Source organism: Chelatococcus albus (assembly GCF_030067675.1).
GTDB classification, from domain to species: Bacteria; Pseudomonadota; Alphaproteobacteria; order Rhizobiales; family Beijerinckiaceae; genus Chelatococcus_A; species Chelatococcus_A albus.
Genome location: NZ_JASJEV010000002.1, coordinates 84,003 through 107,737, shown reverse-complemented (window position 1 = coordinate 107,737; position 23,735 = coordinate 84,003). Strand labels below are relative to the sequence as shown.

The 23,735-nt window shown below is 70.3% G+C and carries 19 protein-coding genes and 1 tRNA gene; 7 read left to right on the top strand and 13 right to left on the bottom strand.

The features are described 5' to 3' along the window. Nucleotides 1-20: 20 nt before the first annotated feature. Nucleotides 21-1,823, bottom strand: a complete 1,803-nt coding sequence (locus tag QNA08_RS04085; RefSeq protein ID WP_283739416.1) for a glucan ABC transporter ATP-binding protein/ permease — start codon at nt 1,821-1,823, stop codon at nt 21-23. A gap of 240 nt (nt 1,824-2,063) precedes the next feature. On the opposite strand from QNA08_RS04085, the gene QNA08_RS04080 reads away from it, so the two are divergent. Then, entirely contained in the window at nt 2,064-2,831 is a 768-nt protein-coding gene (locus QNA08_RS04080; RefSeq protein ID WP_283739415.1) for a motility protein A, read from the top strand. 20 nt (nt 2,832-2,851) lie between these two features. Then, entirely contained in the window at nt 2,852-3,679 is an 828-nt protein-coding gene (locus tag QNA08_RS04075; RefSeq protein ID WP_283739414.1) for an OmpA/MotB family protein, read from the top strand. Between the two features lie 36 nt (nt 3,680-3,715). Here QNA08_RS04075 and QNA08_RS04070 read toward each other — a convergent pair whose 3' ends face one another. From QNA08_RS04070 to QNA08_RS04050, 5 genes are all read right to left on the bottom strand, one after another. Continuing rightward, nucleotides 3,716-4,225, bottom strand: coding sequence for a CAP domain-containing protein (locus QNA08_RS04070; RefSeq protein ID WP_283739413.1), 510 nt, complete (start codon nt 4,223-4,225; stop codon nt 3,716-3,718). Further along, nucleotides 4,209-6,842: a DUF3772 domain-containing protein gene (locus QNA08_RS04065; RefSeq protein WP_283739412.1), complete on the bottom strand. Its 2,634-nt coding sequence runs from the start codon at nt 6,840-6,842 to the stop codon at nt 4,209-4,211. Before QNA08_RS04065 ends, QNA08_RS04070 begins: the two co-directional genes overlap by 17 nt. A gap of 676 nt (nt 6,843-7,518) precedes the next feature. After that, on the bottom strand, nt 7,519-8,433 hold the full coding sequence (locus QNA08_RS04060) for a class I SAM-dependent methyltransferase (RefSeq protein WP_340321538.1): 915 nt from the start codon (nt 8,431-8,433) through the stop codon (nt 7,519-7,521). Next, nucleotides 8,400-8,476: transfer RNA gene (locus tag QNA08_RS04055), tRNA-Arg, on the bottom strand. Before QNA08_RS04055 ends, QNA08_RS04060 begins: the two co-directional genes overlap by 34 nt. Then, nucleotides 8,454-9,203 carry a 4'-phosphopantetheinyl transferase family protein gene (locus tag QNA08_RS04050; protein WP_283739411.1) on the bottom strand — a complete coding sequence of 250 codons (750 nt, stop codon included), beginning with the start codon at nt 9,201-9,203 and terminating at the stop codon, nt 8,454-8,456. The genes QNA08_RS04055 and QNA08_RS04050 overlap by 23 nt, the downstream gene beginning before the upstream one ends. Before the next feature lie 133 nt (nt 9,204-9,336). On the opposite strand from QNA08_RS04050, the gene QNA08_RS04045 reads away from it, so the two are divergent. From QNA08_RS04045 to QNA08_RS04035, 3 genes are all read left to right on the top strand, one after another. Beyond that, on the top strand, nt 9,337-10,197 hold the full coding sequence (locus QNA08_RS04045) for a thermonuclease family protein (protein WP_283739410.1): 861 nt from the start codon (nt 9,337-9,339) through the stop codon (nt 10,195-10,197). Next, a complete protein-coding gene (locus QNA08_RS04040; RefSeq protein ID WP_283739409.1) occupies nt 10,194-11,666 on the top strand; it encodes a M48 family metalloprotease in 1,473 nt (490 codons plus the stop codon). The genes QNA08_RS04045 and QNA08_RS04040 overlap by 4 nt, the downstream gene beginning before the upstream one ends. Nucleotides 11,667-11,912: 246 nt before the next feature. Then, complete coding sequence (locus tag QNA08_RS04035) at nt 11,913-12,776, top strand: dienelactone hydrolase family protein (RefSeq protein ID WP_283739408.1); 864 nt, start codon at nt 11,913-11,915, stop codon at nt 12,774-12,776. 73 nt (nt 12,777-12,849) lie between these two features. Here QNA08_RS04035 and QNA08_RS04030 read toward each other — a convergent pair whose 3' ends face one another. The 5 genes from QNA08_RS04030 to QNA08_RS04010 all read right to left on the bottom strand — a co-directional run bounded on the left by QNA08_RS04030 (nt 12,850) and on the right by QNA08_RS04010 (nt 19,301). After that, entirely contained in the window at nt 12,850-13,443 is a 594-nt protein-coding gene (locus tag QNA08_RS04030; RefSeq protein ID WP_283739407.1) for a CarD family transcriptional regulator, read from the bottom strand. Between the two features lie 363 nt (nt 13,444-13,806). Next, on the bottom strand, nt 13,807-14,145 hold the full coding sequence (fdxA, locus tag QNA08_RS04025; protein WP_283739406.1) for a ferredoxin FdxA: 339 nt from the start codon (nt 14,143-14,145) through the stop codon (nt 13,807-13,809). A gap of 67 nt (nt 14,146-14,212) precedes the next feature. Next, entirely contained in the window at nt 14,213-14,557 is a 345-nt protein-coding gene (locus QNA08_RS04020) for an RNA-binding S4 domain-containing protein (RefSeq protein WP_283739405.1), read from the bottom strand. Nucleotides 14,558-14,642: 85 nt separating this feature from the next. Continuing rightward, nucleotides 14,643-17,840 (bottom strand): helicase-related protein, encoded by a 3,198-nt coding sequence (locus QNA08_RS04015; protein ID WP_283739404.1) that lies wholly within the window; start codon nt 17,838-17,840, stop codon nt 14,643-14,645. A gap of 537 nt (nt 17,841-18,377) precedes the next feature. Further along, nucleotides 18,378-19,301, bottom strand: coding sequence for a DUF3108 domain-containing protein (locus QNA08_RS04010; protein WP_283739403.1), 924 nt, complete (start codon nt 19,299-19,301; stop codon nt 18,378-18,380). A gap of 262 nt (nt 19,302-19,563) precedes the next feature. Between QNA08_RS04010 and rpmB the strand changes: the two genes are divergently transcribed. Both rpmB and QNA08_RS04000 read left to right on the top strand, forming a co-directional pair. After that, nucleotides 19,564-19,854, top strand: coding sequence for a 50S ribosomal protein L28 (gene rpmB, locus QNA08_RS04005; protein ID WP_283739402.1), 291 nt, complete (start codon nt 19,564-19,566; stop codon nt 19,852-19,854). 138 nt (nt 19,855-19,992) lie between these two features. Next, nucleotides 19,993-20,619: a queuosine precursor transporter gene (locus QNA08_RS04000; RefSeq protein WP_283739401.1), complete on the top strand. Its 627-nt coding sequence runs from the start codon at nt 19,993-19,995 to the stop codon at nt 20,617-20,619. Nucleotides 20,620-20,723: 104 nt separating this feature from the next. Here the strand turns inward: QNA08_RS04000 and QNA08_RS03995 are convergent, their stop codons facing one another. Both QNA08_RS03995 and cobT read right to left on the bottom strand, forming a co-directional pair. Then, entirely contained in the window at nt 20,724-21,761 is a 1,038-nt protein-coding gene (locus tag QNA08_RS03995; protein ID WP_283739400.1) for an esterase-like activity of phytase family protein, read from the bottom strand. Next, nucleotides 21,758-23,659, bottom strand: a complete 1,902-nt coding sequence (gene cobT, locus QNA08_RS03990; RefSeq protein ID WP_283739399.1) for a cobaltochelatase subunit CobT — start codon at nt 23,657-23,659, stop codon at nt 21,758-21,760. Before cobT ends, QNA08_RS03995 begins: the two co-directional genes overlap by 4 nt. Between the last annotated feature and the right edge of the window lie 76 nt (nt 23,660-23,735).

Below are 23,735 nucleotides of genomic sequence, written 5' to 3'. Positions count from 1 at the left end.
GGGGGCCGGCGCGCATGGCGTCACGTCTCGGCGAGGCCGGCGCCTTCGGGCAGCGCGGCCTCGGCGCCCGCCTCCTGCGCCAGGAACTGCGCCCGCGCCAGTTCGGCGAAATAGCCGCCCTTGGCCATGAGTTCCGCAAAGGTCCCCGTCTCGACGATCCGCCCCTGGTCGAAGACGAGGATGCGGTCGGCATTGCGGATCGTGGCCAGGCGGTGCGCGATGACGAAGGTGGTGCGCCCCTGCATCACCTCGTCGAGGGCCTTCTGGAGCTTGGCCTCGGTCGCCGCGTCGAGGGCGCTCGTCGCCTCGTCGAGGATGAGGATGGGCGGGTTCTTGAGAAGCGCCCGCGCGATCGACAGGCGCTGGCGCTCGCCCCCGGACAGCGCACGGCCGCGCTCGCCGACGACGGTGTGGATGCCCTCCGGCTGTCGCGCGATGAAACCCGCCGCCTGCGCCCGCCCCAGCGCCGCGTGCATCTCCGCCTCGGTCGCGTCCGGCTTGCCGACCTGCAGGTTCTCCGCGATCGAACGGGCGAAGAGCATCGGCTCCTGGAAGACCACGCCGATGGTGTGGCGCAGCGAGGCGAGCGTCACGTCGCGGATGTCGGTGCCGTCGACGAGGATGCGGCCGGACTGGGGATCGAACACCCGGTGGAGGAGCGCAAGCGTCGTCGACTTGCCCGATCCGGTTGCCCCGACGAGCGCCACCGTCTCGCCGGGCGCCACGCGGAAGGAGACCTCCGCCACGGCCGAACGCTTGCCGTCGTAGGAAAAGCTCACGTCGTCGAAGACGACCTCGCCGGCGACCTGCCCGAGCGTCCTTGCCCCGGGCTTGTCGGAAACCGCCGGCACGGTGTCGAGGATGCCGAAGAATTCGCGGATCTTCGGCGCCTGCAGGAAGAGCACGTTGACGAAGCCGACCACCTGCTCGAGCCGGCCGATGAGCATGGTGGCGAGGCTCATGAACATGACGATGTCGCCGACGCTGGCGAGCCCCTGCAGGTTGAGCCAGGTCCCGAGGAGGAAGATCGCGAGCACGGTCAGCGTCGCCGAGGCCCGCGTGGCCACCGTGGCGACGGCCCACCAGGAGAGCACGGGCGTCTGCGCCATCAGTAGCGTGTCGATCGTGGCGCGCAGCGCCCGCGCCTCGGCATCGATGCGCGTGAAGCTCTGGATCACCGGCACGTTGCCGAGAGCGTCGGAGGCCCGTTCGGCAAGCAGGCTGTGATACTGCTCCACGCTCCCCTGCAATGTCTCCGTCTTGCGCAGCACGAGCGTGGTCAGAACCGCGAAGACGGCGAGGAGGACGACGAGCAGCGCGCCGAGCCGCCAGTTCAGCACGAGCGACAGCGGCAGGATCACGACGAGCGCGACGATGGCGGCGCAATGCTCCCTGAAGAAGGACAGCCACAGCCCGGCCATGCCGTTGGTGCCCTCGAGCATCACCTTGAGGACGCGCCCGGAATGCACGCTGACATGGAAGGACAGGGGCAGCGTGAGGACATGCTCGAAATAGCCGGCCATGACCGCGAGACGGCGACGGTGCGACAGGCGATCGGCATGGAGCGCCACGAGCACTCCCATGGCGATGGTGAAGAGACCGAAGGCCACCCAGGCCGTGCCGAGCTGGGCGAGCCGGCCGAGATCGGGGCGTCCGCCGGTGCCCTGCGCCCGGGCGAGCAGGTCGACGATGCGGCCGAAGAGCACGGGCTCGGCAAACTGCGCCCCCGCCAGCGCGAGATTGGCGAGCGCGAGCAGGAGGCCGATACGCGCCTCCGGACCAAGCTGCGCGAGCACGCGGGCGTAGAGACGGACGAGTGACATGGTGGTTGAGCTCCCCCCCCCCCGCCGGGGCCCGTCCCTCACGGCTTGGCCGGCCTGTTCCCACATTGCCGCCGGCCGGCCCACGCGACAAGGCTCGCACTGGCGCGGCGAGAGGCGGGGCGCCCTTGCCGCCCGCGCTCGTGCATCTTGGTTAACCCTTCTTTCAGGGCGCCTGCCTAGGGTCGACGCGTGTCTGGCGCGGTCCCGCGCGATCGGCGCACGGGATAGCGGGAGGGGGTCATGGATTTAGCGACCGGGGCCGGTCTGCTGGCGGGTTTTGCGGTCGTCGCCACGCTCATTCTCATGGGCGGCGACTTCCGCATGTTCTACGACATTCACGCAGTGATCGTGATCTTCGGCGGCTCCTTCGCCGCGACGTTGATCCGCTTCCCCTTCTCCACGATGCTCCACGGCTTGCCGATGGGCGTGAAATACGCCTTCACGATGCGCCAGATGGACCCGCGAGCCCTCGTGGAGGAGATCACGCGCGTCGCCGAGGTCGCCCGCAAGAGCGGACCCATCGCCCTCGAGACCATCGAGATCGACGATCCCTACCTCGCCCAGGGCGTCCGCTATATCGCCGACGGCTACGATCGCGAATTCATCAAGGAGACGATGGAGCGCGAGCGCGACAACTTCCTGCAGCGCCTCGACGAGGGTCAGAAGATCTACCGCGCCATCGGTGACTGCGCCCCGGCCTGGGGCATGGTCGGCACCATCATCGGCATGGTGCAGATGTTCGCCAACATGGAGGATCCCTCCAAGCTCGGTCCCGCCATGGCGGTGGCCCTGCTGGCGACCCTCTACGGCGCCCTCACCGCCAATCTCATCTGCCTGCCGCTCGCCGACAAGCTGCATCTGAAGCTCGCCGAGGAGGAGATCTCACGCACCCTCATCCTCGACGGCGTCCTGCAGATCCGCGAATCGAAGAGCCCGATGGTCGTGCGCGAGATGCTCCTCGCCTACCTGCCCGACCATCACCGGGCCGAGCTCGCCGCCGCGGCCTGAGCGAGAGGGGCAGAGCGGGCATGGCACGCAAGAAGGGCGATGCGCACGGCGGCGGGCACGGCTGGTTCGTGACCTTCGCCGATCTCATGGGTCTGCTCATGAGCTTCTTCGTGATGCTCGTGGCCTTCTCGGCGCAGGATCAGAAGAAGCTGCAGATCGTCGCCGGCTCGATGCGCGACGCCTTCGGCGTGCAGCGCGAATCGCGATTTGCGGGCGTCGTCGAGCTCGACGGCATCCCCACCCGCCCGAACCTGAAGAACGTCCGCCAGGCCCCGCCGGAGGAAGGCTCGGCGGTGACGGCGCCGACCGGAATCTACAAGGGCGAGGACGGCACCGAGATTGCGAAGTTCGACCGGGGTTTCGCGCTCGCCGCCGCCTCCCTGCGCCAGGCGCTGCAGGACATGCCCGAGATCGCGGAGCTGTCGAAGAACATCATCATCGAAGAGACCAGAGAAGGGCTGAACATCGCCATCGTCGACCAGGACGGGCGCTCCATGTTCGCCGACGGATCGACGGCGCCCTACGAGCGCACACGCCGCCTGCTCGAGAAGATCGCGCCCGTCCTGCGGCGCATGCCGAACCGCATTGTCGTCACGGGCCATACCTCGGCGGCACGCCCTGGTTCCCGCCCGGGCTGGTCGGCCTGGGATCTGTCCAGCGGGCGGGCGGGCGCGGTGCGCGAGATCCTCGCTTCAAACGGCCTGCCGGACGACCGCTTCGCCGCCATCACCGGCAAGGCCGACACGGAGCCCGCCTTCCCGGACAATCCCTATCTCGCGGCCAACCGCCGCGTGAACATCCTCCTCCTCAACGAGGCGCCTCCCCTGCCCCCGGGCGCGAGGCCCTGATGCGGGCGGCCTTCGGTCCACGGCCGTGGCGGCCGTTCAGCGGGCCGCTGGCGCGGCGACCGCGAGCACCCAATAGACCTTGTACTTCGAGCCCGGCGCGAAGGCCGTGGCGATGCCCATGCGCGTGGCCGCCGGATCGAGCATGACGCGGTTGTGCGCCGGCGAGTCGCGCCAGCCGGAGAAGGCCTCGGCCAGCGTGTGGTAGCCGGCGGAAATGTTGGCCGAGGCGCCCGCCACGCCCGCCGCCGCGAGCTTCGCCTTGAGGGTGTCGGCCGATGCGGGCCTGTCCGCGGCAGCCATGGCCTCGGCCTCCGCCGCGGCGACCCCCTGCAGCGTCTCGTCGAGGGCGAGCGGCGCCAGACCATGGTTGCGCCGGTAGGCCGAGATCATGCCCGCGGCGCTCGCGCTGTCCACGGCCGCCCCCGGCGCCGCCAGTGACTGGTAGAACCGCGGCTTCTCCGCCACCCGCTCCTCCGTGCAGGCCGCGAGCGCCGTGAGGGCGCCGACCAGGGCGATGCGGGCGGCGACGTCACGCGTTCTCGGCATTCTTCACGTCCTTCCTGCGGGCGCCGTTGCGCGCCTTGCGCGCGGGTCTTTCTTCGGCAGGTTCCTGGGCGGGTTCTTGTGCAGGTTCCCGGGCCAGGATCTGCGCCGGCGGCCGCTCGGCGAGGCGCACGAGCGCCGATTCCAGCCGGTCGATGCCGCGCAGATTCATGTCGCGCTGCGGGAAGGGAATCTCGATCCCCGCCTCCTTCAGCCGCCTGAAGATGCTGAACCGCAGGTCGCTGCCGACGCGTCCGCGCGTCTCGACCTCCGCCACGAAACAGTAGAGATCGAAATCGAGGGCGGAATCGCCGAAGTTCGTGAAGAGCACCGCGGGCGCCGGCTTTTCGAGGACGCTCGGATGCGCGCGGGCGCAGTCTTCCAGGATGGCCGCCACCTGCTGCGGGTCGGATTCGTAGGACACGCCGATCTTGATGTGCACGCGGCCCATGCGGTCGTTGTGCAGCCAGTTCTTGACGATCCCCGAGACGAAGTTCGAGTTGGGCACGATGATGGAGGCCCGGTCGAAGGTTTCGATCTCGGTCGAGCGCACGTTGATGCGCTTCACATAGCCCTGTTCCGTCCCGACCTCGACCCAGTCGCCGACCCGCACCGAGCGCTCCCACAGGAGAATGAGGCCCGACACGAAATTGTTGACGATGGATTGCAGGCCGAAACCGATACCGACCGAGAGCGCGCCGGCGACGATGGCGATCTTGTCGAGGCTCAGGCCGAGCTGCGCCAGCGCCAGGGCAACGGCGACGAAGATGCCGAGATAGCCGAACCCCGTCTTGATCGAATTGCGCAGGCCGGCGTCGAGATCGGTCGCCGGCAGGAACCGCGTGTCGAGCCAGCGCTGGATGCCGCGCGTCGCCAGGATGCCGACCGCGAAGAAGATCACGGCGAGCACGATGGTCGACAGGGAGATGGTGACGCCGCCGACCGTGAAGCCGAAGAAGGCCGCACGCAGCGAGGCGATGAGATCGACCGACTCGACGCCCCACGGCGCCAGGACGAGCATCACGGCGACGATGATGAGCACGAGCCGCAGCACGCCGGAGGTGAGCACCGCGATCTGCTCGAGCGAGCGCTTGCGCAGGCCGATGCTGCCCTGCAGGGCGAGCGACACCCGGCTCTTGCCGGCGAGCACCTCGGCCACCGCCTCGTCCACCAGCACGATCGATAGGGTGAGCAGGGCCCCGACGCTCGCGATCCACACCACCTGGTCGACGAGGAAGGAGGCGAAGGCGATGTAGCCGACGAGCGCCCCGCCGACGACGAGGGCGGTGACAACCCAGGCGACGGCCCTGAGCGGCCCGGCGACGGAGGGCTCCGTCGGCACATAGGGCCCGAAGCTCTCTTCCGCGCATTCCTCGGTGCTCTGAATGCGGCGCAGCGTGTCAGCGGTCAGCAGCGCGAAGATGAGCGCGAACAGGGCCTTGCTGAGGACCGAGACCTGCAGGCCGGCGCCGATCGCCTGCAGCGTCGCCTCGACCACCTTGCCGCCGACGATGACGGCCGAGCCGACGAAGACGAGCCGGTGCAGGCGCTCCGCCGTCAGGTCCGGCATGGAGAAGAGCCGCCACGCCGGCAGCCCGGGCGCGAGCATCGCATCCGCGAGCGAGCGCGCGAAGGCCACAAGGGCGAGCCCGGTGAGCAGCGTCACCATCACCGGCTGGATGCGCGGCGGCAGCAGGTTGGCCCCGTCGAGGCCCGCGTAGACGAGGAGGCTCGCCGCCACCGCCGGCAGCGTCCCGGCGAGCATCTGGCCCGCCGCCCCGAGCGCGCGCCTCAGGCGCGTTGGTTCGCCGATCTGCCGTTCGCGCGCCACGATGCGCGGAGCGATGCGCGCACGCACGCGATAGAGGGCGATCGCGGCGATCACGGCTGCGAACAGCGCCACGATACGCCCCTCGCCGAAGCGGCTCGCCGCGCCCGACAGCCATTCCCCCACGGTGATGCGCAAGGCCCCGGCGTCGTGCGGCAGAGACTGCGCCACCGCGACCCAGAGATCGGGGCTCAGCGGGCTCGCGCTTCGGGTGAAGAGCGCGCGGGTGAAGGCCCCGCGCCTCAGGTCGGAAATCGTGGTGTTGATCTGCTCGGCCTGCACGAGCAGGGCCCGGCCAAGCCGCAGCGTCTCGCTGATGTCGGCGTATTCGCGCTGGCGGTCCTCCCGCTCGCGCGCCACGTCCGGGCTCTCCGGCGGCGCCTTCTCGTCCGGCTTCGCCCCGAGCTGGTCGAGGCGAGCCTTCACCGCGTCGGCGCGCGGCGTCAACGTGGCGATGATCGCCGTCACCGTCTCGCCGGGCGGCCCGAGCCGCTGGCGCAGCCGCGACAGGTCGTCGTCGCTCAGGCCAGACCGCGTCAGGCTCTTCTCGATCTGGTCCAGCTCGGCGCGCACGGCATCGAGCCTGGCGCGCGCCTTGGCCGTCTCGTCCGCGGCGGCCGAGCCGTTGGGCCGAGGGGCAGCCTGCGCAGGCGCGGCCGGCGCCGCCGGCGCCCCGCCGGGAGCCTGCGCGAGCGCCCCACCCGCGGCAAACCCGATGAGCAGGGCGAGCGCCACGCGGGGCAGGAGACGGGCCAGGCCGCGCTGGGACGGGTTCGAGGCGGCTGCGATCATCGGCATCGGCAAAACGGCATGAACTCCCCGCCGAGCGCTCGGAGGCGTCCGAGGCTCCGGCGCGCTGCGAATCCCGCGGACAGTGGCGCCCCCGGCCCGGCCGCGCAAGGTGTCGGGGCTTCAAGCCGGAAAAAGGGCCGATGCATGGCGACCGGAGTCGTCGACGCCAGGCGGCGCGCGAGCGCCCCGGCCTGGCCGACCGTCTCGTCGGCACCGCCGATATCGAAGGCGTGTACAAGTTGCTCCCTGCGCTCGCTCTCAAGGCCGCTCCGCTTGGAGAAGCATCCGGCGAGACCGCCCTTGCCGAAACAGGAGGCGATATCGATGTCGCCGTCCGCCGGTCTCGGCAGCAGCTCACCGCTGCCGGCGACCTTCAGCCGGAGATTGATGGGGGGTGGTCGCCCCGGACATCCGACAGCCAACGCGGCTGCTTCGTCGCAGCGCTCGTCTCGAGCGTGCCGGTCGTCACCGATCCGGCCATGCGTCCGGCCAAATGGCGGGACGTGCGAGCCCCTGATGAGAACGATGCCTGCGCTATCCCTCCGAAGCGCGCTTCAATGCTCCTCCGCAGTGTCCGCGGCGGGTGGGTGACGGATGGGCGGCGAGATCGGTTGCGGGCAAAGTCGCGTGCGCCCTCGCGCCAGCCACGATGACCCGGCATGCGGTGCCGCAGTCTTCAGCGCTTTCTTGCCACGAGGAACGGCCGCGCGTCCCTGCCGCGCGAGGCATGGCGGGCGCGTTCAATGATTTCGAATCCTGCCGCCGCCATCTCGCGCTCCAGGTCTGCCGCGGACAGGAACGCCACATAGGGTGCCTTGCCGAAAACCTGCATGACGCGCACGGCAATCCTCACGAGCGGGTTCATCTCCTTGAGGCACGGCGTCTTGGAGATGAATAGCCCACCGGGCTTCAACAGCCGATGGACGCCGTTCAGGGCCGCTTCCCGCGCGGCCACGAGATGCAGGACATTGAAGCCGAGGGCGACGTCGAAGCTCTCGTCCGGCCAGGGCGCCGCATCGGGGGTCGCAACCTCGAACGCGACATTGGCGCGGTCTTCGGCCTCGGCCTTCTCACGCGCGATCGCGATCATGCCGCTCGATATGTCGGTCGCCACGATGCGCCGGAGGGAGGGCGCGAGCCTGAGCGCCGTCGTTCCCGTGCCGCATCCGAACTCGAACGCCGTCTCGGCGCCATTGAGATAGTGCCGCGTGCGCTCGAGCGTGCGCTCATAGCCCGCCATGTCGGCGATCGGATCGGCAGCATATTTGCGCGCGATCCGGTCCCAGAAGCGCGCATCGTTTGCGACGTGGAACATGGCGGGCTCCTGTGCGCTGTGGTCTGGCATATGCGTAAAGATCTGAAATCGCGGCAGGTTGCAGAAGCGACAAAATTCGTATGACGAGAGTCGGACAGCGATCTTGCACCATTCGCTGTTGAGAAGGTTCAGAGCGAAGCCGTGTCCGTTCGGGTCAAGCCTCGCAGAACTTCGCGCGGTGATCGGCGGCGCTCGCGTAGCTGTCGCGGAGAACATCGCGCCGTGGAGAGGAATCGGGCGAATGGCGGTCCCGGAGGGAGTCGAACCCCCGACCAACGGTTTAGGAAACCGCTGCTCTATCCTGCTGAGCTACGGGACCGGCGCGCCGAGGGTGTAGCATGGCCGGGCGCAGCCTGCCAGAGCCTGCGATCCGTCGGCGCAGGCGCCATCTCGCAGCGCAGGGCCGCGACTGCGGCCGGTCGGTCCGAGGCGAGCGACGCCACGGAGCCGCCGCCCAGCGGAATGTCGTAGCAGTACCAGAGGAACAGGCGCCCCTCGGCGCGAATGACGAGCCGCCCGCCCTGCGGCGGGAGATCTTCGGCGAGCGGCACCGCCACGTCGGTCAGAGGCTGTGAAAGGCCTCGCCCGAGCGCCTTCACTGCCGCCTCCTTGCGGGTCCACAGACGCAGGAGATGCCTGTCGCTGAGTGCGACCGGCGTCAGGCGGCGCTCTTCCCCGGTTGTCCAACTTCCGTCGAACCAGCGTCGCTCGACCGGCTGCTCGCAACCCTCGATGTCGACGCCGAGGATACCGCCCCCTCCGACGGCGACGAGCGCCACCTCGCCGCTGTGGCTCATCGAGAACGGCGGGCCTCCGGCCACGAAGGGACGACCCCAGGCGTTGTGGCTGAAGGCGATCTCCCGCGGATCAAGGCCGAGGTGGCGGGCGAGCACCAGGCGCAGCCCCACGTGGGCGGCGGCGAAGCGGCGCGCGTCATCGGCACGGAGGAATCGTCGGCAGCGGTCGCGCTCGGCCGCGTCGAGCCATGCCAGGCATTCGGGCGCCTGGTAGGCGGGGTCGATCAGGTCGATCTGCCAGAGGCGCATGGCTGACATGTTCCCGGCGACGGACGGCGGCGCCCTTCGTTAGCATCGGCCGTTCGAGTCGGGAAACAGCCGGGTTATCCTGCCGGTGATGGTGCCCGCCGACGGTGGCGAGCGCATGGCACGGAGGGCGGCGATGCCGGGCGCAGGGGATCGCGGCAGGCGGCGATGGAGCCTGTGGGCGCTGCCGCTCGCCTTCCTGCCGTGGCTCGCGTCCGTCGCCGCGGCCGATTGCCTGCCGCCGCTGGGCGACGGGGCCCTGCCGCAACGGGCCCGCGTGGCGCGTGTCGCGGCCGACCGCTCGCTGGTGCTCGACGACGGCCGCCTGCTTCGCCTCGCCGATCTCGACCTGCCCGAGGGGAGCGAAGCGGGTGTTGCATTGGAGACACGCCTCGCCGCCATCGTGAACCGGAGCATCGCCTTCCGCCCCCTGGGCCCCGCGCCGGACCGCTGGGGCCGCATTCTCGCCCAAGTCGTGGTCGGAATGGACACGGTATCCGACGGGGGTGTCGCCGATGCCCGCGGCGCTGCGCGACGCTGGCTCGAGGATGCGCTCGTGGCGGCGGGCCTCGCCCGCGTCCGGCCGGAGGGTGCGGCGGGAAGCTGCGCACGCCTTCTGCTCGCGCGCGAGGACGCGGCGCGCCGCGCGGGGCTCGGACTGTGGCAGGAGGCGCGCTACGCCGTGCGTTCCACCGCCGACCCGGCCGCGCTGGAGGCGCTCGCGGGTTCCTTCGCCCTGGTCGAGGGCGTCGCCGCGAGCGTGGGGGAGCGGAAGGACAGGACCTACGTGAACTTCGGTCAACGATGGTCAGTGGACACCACGGTCACCATCTCGAAACGAAACTGGCGCAGGATGCGCGATAACGGTATTTCGGCGGCCCGCCTGAAGGGACGCCGGGTCCGAGTCCGCGGTTTCGTGGAGGCCGATCGCGGTCCGCTGATCGAGGTGAGCCTTCCGGAGGAAATCGAGTTCATCGAGGCGGATCGATCGCAGTGAGTGCGACTGTCGAGAGTGCTGCGTGGTTCCTGGCGATGCGGCGCGCTGCCGGCGCGCTGGCCATTGCGCTGCTGCTCGCCGGTTGCGCCGGCGACGGGCGCGGCGGATTGCCCTCCACGGCTCCGCTCCCGCCGGCGGCCCCGCGCATCACCGGCATCGAGCGCGCGGCCACGCGAGAGCACGCGCGCCTCGTCGCCGCCTTCGGCGGCGAATACCGGGCGCCGGCGCTCGAGCGCATGCTGGCCGACATCGTGCGGCGCCTGACGTCGGCAACCGGCGAAGCGGGCGATGCCTACCGTGTCACGATCCTCAACTCGCCGACGGTCAACGCCTTCGCCCTGCCGAGCGGCAACGTCTACGTCACGCGCGGGCTCCTGGCGCTCGCCAATGACACCTCCGAGCTCGCCGGCGTGCTCGCCCACGAGATCGCCCATATCACGGCGCGCCACGCGCTCGCGCGCGCCGAACTCGAGCAGCGCTCCGCGCTCGTCAGCCGCGTCGCGGCGGAAGTGCTCAACGACCCCAACGCCGTGCGCACCGTGCGCGATCAGTCGCGCCTCTCGATCGCAGGCTTCTCGCGTGCCCAGGAGCTCGAGGCCGACCAGATCAGCGTCCGCACCATCGCGAGGGCGGGCTACGACCCCTATGGCCCGGCGCGCTTCCTGATGTCGCTCGGGCGCAACGGCAGCCTCAAGAACAATCCCTCATCGCCGGCGGGCGATTTCCTGAGCACCCACCCGACCACGCCCGAGCGCATCGCCCAGGCGCTGGTCGCGGCGCGCCAGATCGCCCCGCTGGCTTCCAGCGCGGTGGACCGCGCCGCCTATCTCGCCGCAGTCGAGGGCATCGCCTTCGGCGACGACCCCTCCGAGGGCGTCGTGCGTGGCCGCCGCTTCCTCCACCCGCGCCTCGGCATCACCTTCGCCGCGCCCGATGGCTTCACCCTGGACAACACCGCCCAGGCCGTGCTCGGCATCGGACCGGGCGGCACGCAGGCGCTGCGCCTCGACGCCGTGGAGGTCCCGGCCGGCCAGACGCTCGAGGACTATCTCGCGTCGGGCTGGATCGACGGTCTGGAGCCGCGCAGCATCGAGAGCCTCACCGTGAACGGCCTTCCGGCGGCGGTCGCCACGGCGCGCGGCAAGGACTGGTCCTTCCGCCTCGCGGTGGTGCGCATCGACGGTGCCGTCTACCGGCTGGTGCTCGCCTCGCGCGATGCAGGCGGCGATTCGGCCCGCGCCTTCCGCCAGACGCTCGACAGCCTGCGCCGGCTCTCCGCCGAGGAGGCGCGGGCGGTGCGTCCACTGCGCCTCGGCGTGGCCGTCGCCAGGCCCGGCGACACCGCCGAGGGGTTGGCCGCGCGAATGGCGGGCGTCGATCGCCACCTCGAGCGTTTCCTGGTGCTCAACGGGCTCGACCGCCCCGGCCCGCTCACGGCGGGCGAGGCCTACAAGATCGTCATGGAGTGACCGGTGGGGGCCATCGGGTCCATGCGCCCGGATGCCGGGCCGTCACGATGCGCTGCATAGGGACGGGCGCCCGGCGCGCGGCTAATCTTCCCTGCGGAGCATCCTGCGCCGGAGGCAGCGGCCCGGTGAGCGGCCGACCACCCGCTCCTGCGACAATGCCGGCGATGCTTCGGGTTCACCCTGGTGGACGCGAGCCCCGATGGACGGGAACGGGATGGCATCGGACACGCGAAGGGAAAAGCGCTCATGGCACTCGATCGTCGCCTCGTCGAGCTCTACGACGAGTATACTCATCGTCCCCTCGACCGACGCGTCTTCCTCGAAAGACTGATGGCGCTCGCCGGTTCGACAGCCGCAGCCCGGGCGGCGCTGGCGGCGCTGGAGCCGAATTACGCGCAGGCCGCGGTCGTGGCGGAGACGGATCCGCGCATCGCCACCCGGCGCATCGCCTTCGAAGGAGCGAGCGGCCGCATCTCCGGCTATGCCGCCTGGGCACACGGCGAAGCGCGGCGGCCGGCTGTGCTCGTCATCCACGAGAACCGCGGGCTCAACCCGCATATCGAGGACATCGCACGGCGTCTTGCCGTCGACGGCTTCCTCGCTCTGGCCGTCGACTTTCTCGAGCCCTTCGGCGGCACGCCCGCGGATGCCGACGAAGCACGCCGCCTCTTCGCCAAGCTCGACACGGGCAGCGTCGTCAACCAGGCGCGCACCGGGCTCGGCTGGCTGAAGGACCACGAACGCGGCAATCGCCGCGCGGGAGCCGTCGGTTTCTGCTGGGGCGGCGGCATGGTCAACGAACTGGCCACGCGGGCCGAGGAACTGGACGCGGGCGTCGCCTACTACGGGCGCGTGCCGGACCTGACCCGTGTCGCGCGCATCCGTTGCCCGCTGCTGCTGCACTATGCCGGCCTCGACCAGCGGATCAACGAAGGCGTGCCGGCCTACCGCGCCGCCCTCGACGCCGCCGGCGTTCCCCACGCGGTCTACATGTACGAGGGCGTCGATCACGCCTTCAACAACGACACCAGCGCCGAACGTTACAACGAGGCGGCCGCCAGGCTCGCCTGGTCGCGAACGCTCGAGTTCCTGCGCAAGACCCTGGCCTGAGCGCCGGGCGCATCCGACAAAGAAGCCCGGCATCGGCCGGGCTTCTCTGGTCTTCGCGACGTGCGCGGCGATGTCACGCCGCCTCGTCCTGCAGTTCCTCTTCCTCGGCGTCGATATCCGCCTCGGCGGCCGCCACCTTGGCCGCGCGCCGCGGCGACTTGGCGAGGGCGTCCTCGATGAGCTTCAGCGCCTCGGTCTCGGTCACGCGGTTGACCGCAGCGATCTCCCGCACGACGCGGTCGATCGCCGCCTCGTAGAGCTGGCGCTCGCTGTAGGACTGCTCGGGCTGCGACTCGGCGCGGTGCAGGTCGCGCACCACCTCGGCAATGGCGATCAGGTCGCCGGAATTGATCTTCGCCTCATATTCCTGGGCGCGCCGCGACCACATGGTGCGCTTGATGCGTGCGCGACCGGTGAGTGTCTCGAGCGCCTTGGAGACGAGCGACGACTCGGCGAGCTTGCGCATGCCGACACTCGCCGCCTTGGCGGTGGGCACACGCAGCGTCATCTTGTCCTTCTCGAAGCTGATGACGAACAGTTCCAGCTTGAAGCCGGCCACCTCTTGCTCCTCGATGGCGACGATCGTGCCGACGCCATGAGCGGGATAGACGATGGATTCACCCGTCTTGAACCCCTGACGCTGGGCGGACTTCTTGACATTCGTCATGGTTAGGATCGCCTCCTGTCGTTCGCCCGTTCGGACGTACTCGGCCGCGCCGGAGGGCAGATCCGACGACGGCATGCACACGACGACCGGCGAAGACTGGCCCCCACCGGTCGCTCCACGATCAGCCGATGATGAAAGCCGCTCGACATGCCCGGCTCCACGGAAGACCGGAGCTTCCGCGCGCCCACTCGTTCTCGTTCTGAGCTGAACCGCTGTCTCGCGGGACCGCCGAGGCACACCACGCGTAATCGACTGTAGGGCGCGACCCTACCACAAAATGTCGTACGAATCAAAGGCCTGCGGCCACGCGCAGCATCCATGCGCGCGGCAGTGGTGTTGAACTGGCTTCTTCAACTGGACAGTTCAGTCGCCCGTGCCGGGATTCGGCGAGAAATACTTTTCGAGCTTGCCGGGCACGCCGTCCATCTCCTTGGCGTCGGCCGGAGGCTCTTTCTTCTGGGTGATGTTGGGCCAGGTCTTGGCGTAGTCGGCGTTGAGCTTGAGCCAGGATTCGAGGCCGGGCTCCGTGTCCGGCTTGATCGCTTCCGCCGGGCACTCCGGCTCGCACACCCCGCAGTCGATGCACTCGTCGGGGTGGATGACAAGCATGTTCTCGCCTTCGTAGAAGCAGTCGACAGGACAGACCTCGACGCAATCCATATACTTGCAGCGAATGCAGTTGTCGGTGACGACGTAGGTCATTCGCGTCTCCTGCCGGCGGGCTCCCTTAGAATCGCACCAAGGCGCGTTCGTAATATCGAACGCGGTGCTAGCCGCTCTTGTCGTCGGGCGCAAGCGGCGCATCGTCACGCCCGCTCACGGGCGTGGCGGATGGCGCAGTCCCGCCGGGCAGGGCATAGAGCTCGCGCGCCTCGCTCGCCGGACCGCGCCGCGTGCCGAGCGCCCGCACTTCGACAACCAGCGTGGCATGGGCAAGGGCGAGTGTCAGCACGTCCCCGACCTTGACCGGCCGCGCGGGGTTCTCCACACGCTGGCCATTGACGCGCACGTGGCCGGCGAGGACGATCTTGGCGGCGAGCGTGCGACTCTTCGCCATGCGTGCATGCCACAGCCATTTGTCGAGCCGCAGGCGATCGCCGCCGGGGGCGGTCACAGGCGCTCCCCGGCGAGCGCTGCCGGCGTCAGGAAGAACACGGACGCGATCGTCACTATCCGGTCGTCTCCCTCGAAGAGGCCCCTCAGCTCTTGCCGCCGCGCGCCTCGAGTTCCTGCTTCAGGGCGAGGAGCTTGGCAAAGGGCGAATTGGGGTCGGGCTGCTTCTCCGCCCTTGGCGCGGCCGGGCGCTTGTCGAAGCGGCGGTCGGCCCCCGGCTTGCCGCCGTGGTCCTTGCCGCCCCGCTCCCTGTCGAGGCGCCCGGGCCCGTGCCGGCCCCGCCCCTGCCGTTCCGGACGGGCATCACCGTCGCGCTCGGGACGCGGGGCTCCCTCGAAGCGCTTGCGCCCGTCGCGCGGGCGTTCGTCGCGGCGACCGTCGCCGCGCTGCCCACCGCCATGGCGTTCGCCGCGCCGCTCGCCATGGCGCGGCTGGGCGTGATGATGATGCCGATGCGGTCGCCACACCTCGATGGGCTCGGGCTCGGCCGGCACTGCGGGCGCAGGCTCCGGCACCTCAGAGACTTCCGCGGCCCCCATCCCGACCGCCTCCTCGGTGCTGGGGGCGTCGGGCCCCACGGCGTCGGGCGAGGGGAGCCCTTCGTCGCCGGCGGCGGATTCCGCTGATGCGGGCGCCGCGGGGGATGCGGCGGCGACCGAAGCGACATCGACGGCGTCGGCCTCGGGAGCCACCTCCTCCGCCGCCGCCTCCTCGGTGCCGGGTATCGCCCCTTCCTCGGTCCCGGCCGTCGCGGTCGCTTCCGCCACACCTTCGCTCGCCGGTGCCACCGCGCTCGGCGCGGGCACCAGCGGCACGGTGATGGCGGGCCCGGCACGGCGGTCCACGACATAGCCCAGCGACTTCAGGATCGAGGAGAAATCCTCGCCCGAGCAGCCCGCCAGCGAGGTCATCGCCACAGTGACGACAAAGCCGTCGCCGTCCGCCGCACCGGCCGGCGGCTCGCCGGGGGTGACCCCGGGGCGATAGGCAATCGCCGGGCGGATGAGGTCGGCGAGGCGCTCCAGAATGTCGACGCGAACGGCCCGCTCGCCGCAGACGCGGAAGCCGGCGGCCCTGTAGAGCCCCTTCGGAACCTCGTGGTCCACCGGAATGGAGGTACGGCCGGAGGCCGCGAGATGGGGCAGGTCGTCGAGCCCCTTCACGTCGAGGCCGCCGTGCTTCAGGGCCCAGAGCTGGGCGGCGAGCGCCCGTGGCGCGGGCTTCAGCAGCGCCGGGAGGTAGAGGTGGTAGGCGCCAAAGCGCACGCCGTAGCGGCGCAGCGCCGCGCGGCCGTCCTGATCGAGGCTCTTCACGTCCTGAGCGACGCGCGCGCGCTCCAGCACCCCGAGCGCCTCCGCGATCTGGAAGGCGATGCCGCGGGCGAGCCCCGTGAGATCGGCCGCCTCCTCGAGGGCCGTGACCGGACCGAGGAGCTTCGCCACATGCGCCTTGAGCCAGGTGGCGAGGCGCGCGTCGACCTTGTCGCGCGCCGGCCCGGTCAGATGCTCGTCGGCGACGATGCGGAAGCGCGGCTCGAGCAGCTTGTCGCCGCTCGCGAGTTTCGCCACCGCCTCGCCGTTCCAGCGAATGGTCCCGTCGTTGGCGAGCACGAAACTGTCGTCGGCGGCGGCCGAGAAGCGCTCGGCCCGGGCCTCGATCTCGCCGGCAAGCGCCTTCTGCGCGGCAGCGCGCAGGGCCTTGGCCTCCGAGCCCTCCGCCTGGGGATCGGGCGCGAACTGGAATCCGTGCAGGTGACCAACGTGCTGGCCTTCGACGAGCACGTCGCCGGTGGCCGTGACTTCCGCTTCGAGCATCGCGTTCTCTCTCAAGCGCCGCATCAACACGCTGGTGCGCCGGTCGACGAACCGGGCAGCCAGGCGCTCGTGCAGCGCATCCGACAGCTTGTCCTCTACCTGACGGGTCAGCCCCTGCCAATGCTCGGGATCGCGGAGCCAGTCCGGCCGGTTGGCGACGAAGGTCCAGGTGCGCACCTGGGCGATGCGCGCGGACAGCGTATCAATGTCGCCGTCCGTGCGGTCGACAAGCCCCACCTGACGGGCGAACCAGTCATCCGCGACGACGCCGTCGCGCATCAGGGCCCGGTAGATCGTGGCGACGAGATCGGCGTGGGCGGCGGGCGAGACCTTGCGGTAGTCGGGGATCTGGCAGGTGTCCCAAAGGCGCTCCACGGCAGCAGGCCCGCGCGCGAAGCCGCGCACCTCGCCGTCGCGGGCGAGCGTTTCGAGCACGGCGAGGTCGTCTGCGACGGGCGCGCGCGTCAGTCCGGGCTCGCTCGGCAATCTGGCGAGGCTCGTCTGCAGGGCATCGATCGAGCGGAAGTCGAGATCCGGGTTGCGCCACTGCACCACGCGTACGGGATCGAAGGCGTGATCCTCGAGCGCGCGGACGAGCTCCTCGTCGAAGGGCGGGCAGCGCCCCGTCGTGCCGAAGGTGCCGTCACGCATGTGCCGGCCCGCCCGCCCCGCGATCTGGCCGAGCTCGGCCGGATTGAGCTGGCGGAAGCCGTAGCCGTCGAACTTGCGGTCGGCGGCGAAGGCCACATGGTCGACGTCGAGGTTGAGCCCCATGCCGATGGCGTCGGTGGCGACGAGATAGTCGACGTCGCCCGACTGGTAGAGCGCCACCTGCGCGTTGCGCGTGCGCGGGCTCAGGGCCCCGAGCACCACAGCCGCCCCACCCTTCTGCCGGCGGATGAGCTCGGCGACGGCATAGACCTCCTCGGCCGAGAAGGCGACGACGGCCGATCGGCGCGGCAGTCGCGTGATCTTCTTCTCGCCGGCGAAGGAGAGCGTCGACAGGCGCGGCCGCGACACGATATTGGCGCCGGGGATGAGGGTCTCGACGAGCGGCCGCATGGTGGCGGCACCGATGACGAGGGTCTCGGACCGGCCGCGCTGGTTGAGGAGCCGATCGGTGAAGACGTGACCGCGCTCGAAGTCGGCGGCGAGCTGGATCTCGTCGATGGCGCAGAAGGAGACATCGAGGTCGCGCGGCATCGCCTCGACGGTGGCGATCCAGTAGCGCGCCTTCGCCGGCTTGATCTTCTCCTCGCCGGTGATGAGGGCGACCGCCTCCGCCCCGACGCGCTCGACGACGCGCTGGTAGACCTCGCGCGCCAGAAGCCTGAGCGGCAGCCCGATGATGCCGCTCTCGTGGCCGAGCATGCGCTCGATGGCGAGATGTGTCTTGCCGGTGTTGGTCGGTCCGAGGACGGCCGTCACCCCGCGGGCGCGGAACTGAGGCGGCAGCGAACGAAGAACCATCGAGGCCTGTCGGTTGGGTGGCGCCGGCCAGGCCGGCGTACCGGTGACGATTGGCGTCCCTGTATCACATCGGAACGCGACTGCGCCCATCTTTTAACGGGCGGAACGAGTCTGGAACGAATCAAGCCCGAATCGGCGACTCGCGTGGAATCGGGATTCGTTCGCTACGACATGTGGTGTCACCCCCTCGGCCTCGCCACAAACCCGCCGCGGCACTCCCCGGCCATCGCCCTTGTCGCCGGCCCTGGGGTTAACCTCCGGTCCGAGGCGCCCTGCAGCACCAGCCCCCTCGCCCATGGTCAACAGACGGTGAACACGACTGCTCGCACTGCCTGCGTCACCGCCAAGACATCGATCGAAGCCGGAACGAACCGGCGACGAATCGCTGAAACAGGCCTGTTCCCATTCTGGTCCCCACGACATCTGGTAGCCGCCGGCTCGTAATCCCACAAAACACACGTCGCGCCCGCCAGCTCCGGCGCGACGCAACACCCCCCCGCGTTAACCTTTCCGTGCCGGTGCGGGACAATGGGTCGCTCAGTTCTGGGCACGGACAGGCTTGTCGGGCGCCCGCCCCTCCCGGCCGTTGACGGCGAAGTGCGATGCCTCGATCACGGTGGTGCCGAGCATCGTCCGCACGGAGATGCGAAAGGGCATGAAGAGCCGGGCGCCGTCGACGGGTGCGAGCCAGGTCTCCATGTCCCGGTTCTCCTCCATGAACTTGTTGGCGGGCCGGTTCGGCCGATGCCCGGCGATGGGCACGTAGCGCGCCGCACAGACGAGGACCGGCCCGTCATAGGCCGGTCCCTTCACCATCTCCGTGCGCGAATAGGTGAGCACCACGTCGAAGCGGGCGGCGCCGTCGAAGACCGGGATCGTCCGGTTGCAGGCGGCAGGGTCACTCGCCGAGCCGGCGCCTTGCGCAGGCATGATGAGGGCGCTCACCGGATCGACGACGCCGCGCTTGTGAGCCTCCGTCAGGGCGACGCGATCGGCCTTCGGCTCCGGCAAGGGCTTGATCTCCACTGCCTGCACCGTGCCCGCCGCAAGCGCCATGCGCACCATCGCCGACTTGTCGGAAGTCGCGGTGGTGACGGCGAAGCTCGACGGCACCGGCCGTGCACCGCCCAGGCTGCCCGTGGCGCTGGCAGCCCCCTTGCCGCCCGTCACCGCCCCGACCAGTCCGGTGAGCTTCGCCCAGATCTCGAGCTTGTAGCGATCCTGGGCGAAGTCACCCTTGACGGTGGCCGTGCCGATCTTGAGGCCGATGAGCGAGATGTCATATTGCGCCGACAGCGAAGCGGCGCTCGCGACCATCGGCAGAAAGCCGGCGCAGAGCAGCCCGCCGCACAGGCCCGCGACGCGCGCGGCCAGCCGCGCCCGCTGTCGCGCAGGTCGAACCGCCCGCCCCTCGGCGAGTCCAGCACCCCAATCGCCACCCCGTGCCAGATGCGCCCGCATCGCCCGTGCCGCTCCCGCAATGTCGCCGCGACATCATGTCGGCAGCGAATCGGTCCGAATCGTGACGCCTTGCCGCCCGCGAGGCGAGATCGCGCGCGCCATCCTTGACGCCGCCCATGGGCTTCCACTATACACCCGCCACTTTCATAGGACATGCGGTGTCCAGCTGCCGGTGCTTGCGCCGGACGAGTGAGCGTTTTTTGGGAGCTTCTTTCGGCCTCCCGGAGCGGCTGCACCGACGAGAGAACAGGACGTACGTGTCATGGCGCGCCGTTGCGAACTGACGGGCAAGGCCGTTCAGAGCGGTCACCTCGTGAGCCACTCGAACCGCAAGACGAAGCGGCGGTTCCTGCCCAATCTGTGCAGCGTCACGCTGCAGTCGGAGACGCTCGGCCGTTCGGTCCGCCTGCGCATCGCGGCGGCGGCGCTGCGCTCGGTCGAGCACCGCGGCGGCCTCGACGCCTTCCTCGCCAAGGCCTCCGACAGCGAGCTGTCGAGCGGCGCGCTCGCCCTTAAGCGCGAGATCGCGAAGAAGCTCGCTGCGGCGAACTGACGGCGCGGACGATACTCGATCTTCGACGGGCGGCCTGGCCGCCCGTTCGCATTTGAGGTCGGAGCGCGGATCAGCCCGGAACGGGCAGGCCCGTGCTCCGCATGATTGTTCAAAGACTTTGCCGATGCGGAGCGCGACATGAGCGCAGCGCAGCGCCGGACAGGCCGCCTGTGGCTGCCCATCATCGGGATGGCCATCGTCGTCCTCGTTTCCAACGTCGCCGTCCAGTATCCGTTCACGCCCTGGGGCCTCGAGGACTACCTGACCTGGGGCGCCTTCACCTATCCCGTCGCCTTCCTCATCACCGACCTCACCAACCGCCGCCACGGCGCGGCCACGGCACGGCGCCTCGTCATCGTCGGCTTCGTGCTGGCGGTGATCGTCTCGATCGCCGCCGCGAGCCCGCGCATCGCCCTCGCCTCCGGCGCGGCCTTCCTCGTCGGCCAGCTCCTCGATGTCTCGGTCTTCAACAGGCTGCGGCGTCTGGCCTGGTGGCGCGCCCCGCTCCTCGGCAGTCTCGCAGGTTCGGCCATCGACACCGCCCTGTTCTTCTCCATCGCCTTTGCCGGCGACCTTTCCGGCACGGCGACCTACGGCGTGGGCGACGCGCAGCTCGCCCTGCCCGTCTGGGTCGGCTGGGCGACCTGTGACTTCCTCGTAAAGATGGCGATGGCGCTGCTGATGCTCGTGCCCTACGGTGCGCTCGTGAGAGCACTTTCTGCCGAAGTGGACGCCGATACGGCGAAGAGGCCGGTTCGCTCCTGAAGGGATGGGCTCGCCGTCCGGCTTTGCGGAACAGGAAACCGAGCCGACGTCGCCCCCCGGCGGCGGAGCCGCCACCCGAGAGCGGCTGAGCTGTCACAGCCGCCTCATTCCCCGACGAGTGCGAATTCCAGCATCAGCGTGCGCTCGAGGGGCGAGAAATTGTCGTCCGACAGGAGCGTCAGGATGGTCTCGCCCGCCGCGTTGCGGTGCACCGCAAGCCCTTCCATGTTGTCGATCTCGTAGCCGCCATCGGCCTGCATGAGCACGGCGCCATCGAGGACGGCGCCCGGCCTGACGGCGCCCCCGTCGATACGCCGCAGGCGCATGGCGATGCTGAAGGGCGGCACGAAGCGCCGTTCGAGCAGGACGAGATCCCCATTCGGCAGGAAGGCGAGATCGGTCACGGCGAAGCCGTCGCGCCGCGTGACCGAGAAGGTGCCGCGCTGCGCGCCCGTGAGCACGAAGCCGGCTGTCGCGGTCTCGCCGCTCTGCTCGGCGACGGCGACGAGGGCGCCGGCCACCGGGCTTCCCGGCGGCGCCACGCCGATGGCCTCGAGGCCGCGGTTGGGGGGCAGCCGCCTGACATCGGCGGGCAGGGCAAGGTGCTGCGCGCTGGCGCGCGGGCCCTGCCCGGCCCAATCGAAGCGCAACACCTCGTGCGTGCGCTCCACGCCGACGAAGGCCACCCCGCCGGCGATCGCGAGCGACTCGGTGTCGTAGGAACGTGTGCGCTCGAGCGCCCTGCCGGTTGCGGACCGCATCGGCGCCATCTCGGCCGCTGCGAGCCCCGCGAGGCGTCCGCCCACGTAGACCGGGCGCGCGGTCAGCCACCAGCCGCGGTCAGTCACGGCCACGAGCTGCGCACCGTTGGCCGCGCGCCAGGCGCCCGACAGCCCGCCGAAGCCGCCGAAGGACGAGCGCAGCGCAAGCCCGCCCCGGAACTCGAGGGCTCCGAAGCGCGTGCGAGCGGGATCGCGCACGTCGAAATGGGTGATGGGGCTCGCCGTCACGATGATCGGGACGGGACCATCCGGCACCGGAGGCGGCGCCGCGCTCGTCGGCGAGGCGAGGGCGAGGACCAGCGCCGCAAAACCCGCCTTGGCGAAGCCGCGGCAGGAAATGCCGCGCCGTTCTGCCGTCACGCGCGCGCTCCGGCGCGACGCCGGGTCGGGCGGACGACCGGTCCATTCTCCTCGAAGAGCTCGGCCAGTTTCTCCGTCATCACGCCGCCGAGCTCCTCGGCATCGACGATGGTCACGGCGCGGCGGTAGTAGCGCGTCACGTCATGGCCGATACCGATGGCGATGATCTCCACCGGCGAGCGCATCTCGATCTCCTCGATGACGTGGCGCAGGTGCCGTTCGAGATAGTTGCCGGGGTTCACCGAGAGAGTCGAATCATCGACCGGCGCACCGTCGGAGATGACCATGAGGATGCGCCGCTGTTCGGGGCGGACCAGGAGGCGCTTGTGCGCCCAGTCCAGCGCCTCGCCGTCGATATTCTCCTTGAGCAGCCCCTCACGCATCATCAGCCCGAGGTTCTTGCGCGCCCGCCGCCAGGGGGCATCCGCCGCCTTGTAGACGATGTGGCGCAGGTCGTTGAGGCGGCCCGGCGCGGGGGGCTTGCCCGACTGCAGCCACCGCTCGCGCGACTGCCCGCCCTTCCAGGCGCGCGTCGTGAAACCGAGAATCTCGACCTTGACGCCGCAGCGTTCCAGCGTCCGCGCCAGAATGTCGGCGCAGGTCGCCGCCACGGTGATGGGCCGTCCGCGCATCGAGCCGGAGTTGTCGATGAGCAGCGTCACCACCGTGTCGCGGAAGTCGGTGTCCTTCTCGCGCTTGAAGGACAGCGGCTGGAAGGGATCGACGATGACGCGCGGCAGTCGCGCGGCATCGAGCATGCCCTCCTCGAGGTCGAACTCCCAGGCACGGTTCTGCTGGGCCAGCAGACGCCGCTGCAGCCGGTTGGCGAGCCGCGCCACCACGCCCTGCAGATGCGCGAGCTGCTTGTCGAGATAGGCGCGCAGGCGCGCGAGCTCGTCGACCTCGCACAGGTCCTCGGCGTGCACCACCTCGTCGAACTTCGTCGTGAAGGCGCGGTAGTCCGGCCCCTGCGGCTCGTTGGCCCGGCCCGGCGGCGGCCGCCACGCCTCCGCCGCATCCTCGGAATCGGCCGCCTCCGCCTCATCCGGCAGCTCGCCGGAGGGGGCATCGGCCGCTTCCGTCGCGCCCTCCTCCATGTCCTCGGCGGCATCCTCGCTCGTCTCGACCTGCGAACGCTCGGACTGGGACTGTTCCTGCGCCTCGCCTTCGCCCTGCTCCTGGTCCTGCTCGGGCTCGCCCTTCTCGTCCTCCTCCTCGCTCTCGTCGGCGTCGAGGTCGGCTTCATCCGCCATGTCGAGGTCGGCGAGGATGTCGCGCACGCAGCGGGCGAAGCTGCGCTGATCCTCGATGCTCCTGGCCAGCCGGTCGAGGTCGCGGCCGGCCTTGTCCTCGATAAGGTCGCGCCAAAGGTCGACGATCTTGCGGGCGGCTGCGGGCGGTGCGAGGCCGGTCAGTCGCTCGCGCACCAGCATGGCGACGGCGTCCTCCAGCGGCGCATCCGCCCGATCGGAGATCTCGTGGTAGTTGCCGCGGTGATACCGGTCCTCGAGCATGGCCGAGAGATTGGCGGCAACGCCGCTCATCCGCCGCGAGCCGATGGCCTCGACGCGCGCCTGTTCGACGGCGTCGTAGACGGCCCGCGCTGCCTGGCTCTCAGGCGCCAGGCGGCGATGCACGGCGGCATCATGGCAGGCAAGCCTGAGCGCCATGGAATCGCCGTGCCCGCGCAGGACGGCGATGTCGAGCGGCGTGAGCCGACGCGGCGGCTCCGGCAGCCGCGCCCGCTCCGGCGTGAGCGCGGGCCGGTCGGAGGCGAAGGCGACCTCGAGCTCCGGCTTCTTGGCGATGGCCCGCATGGCACCCGCAACCGCCCGCTTCAGCGGCTCGGCCGGGGCGTCCCTGTTCGCCGGTGGTTTGCGGTTCGAGCCTGTGGTCATCCTCAAGTCTTCCGGTCAGCCGGACACCGCGCCGCCGATGCGGGGTACGGGCCGCGATCGAGGCGCGCCGCGCGGC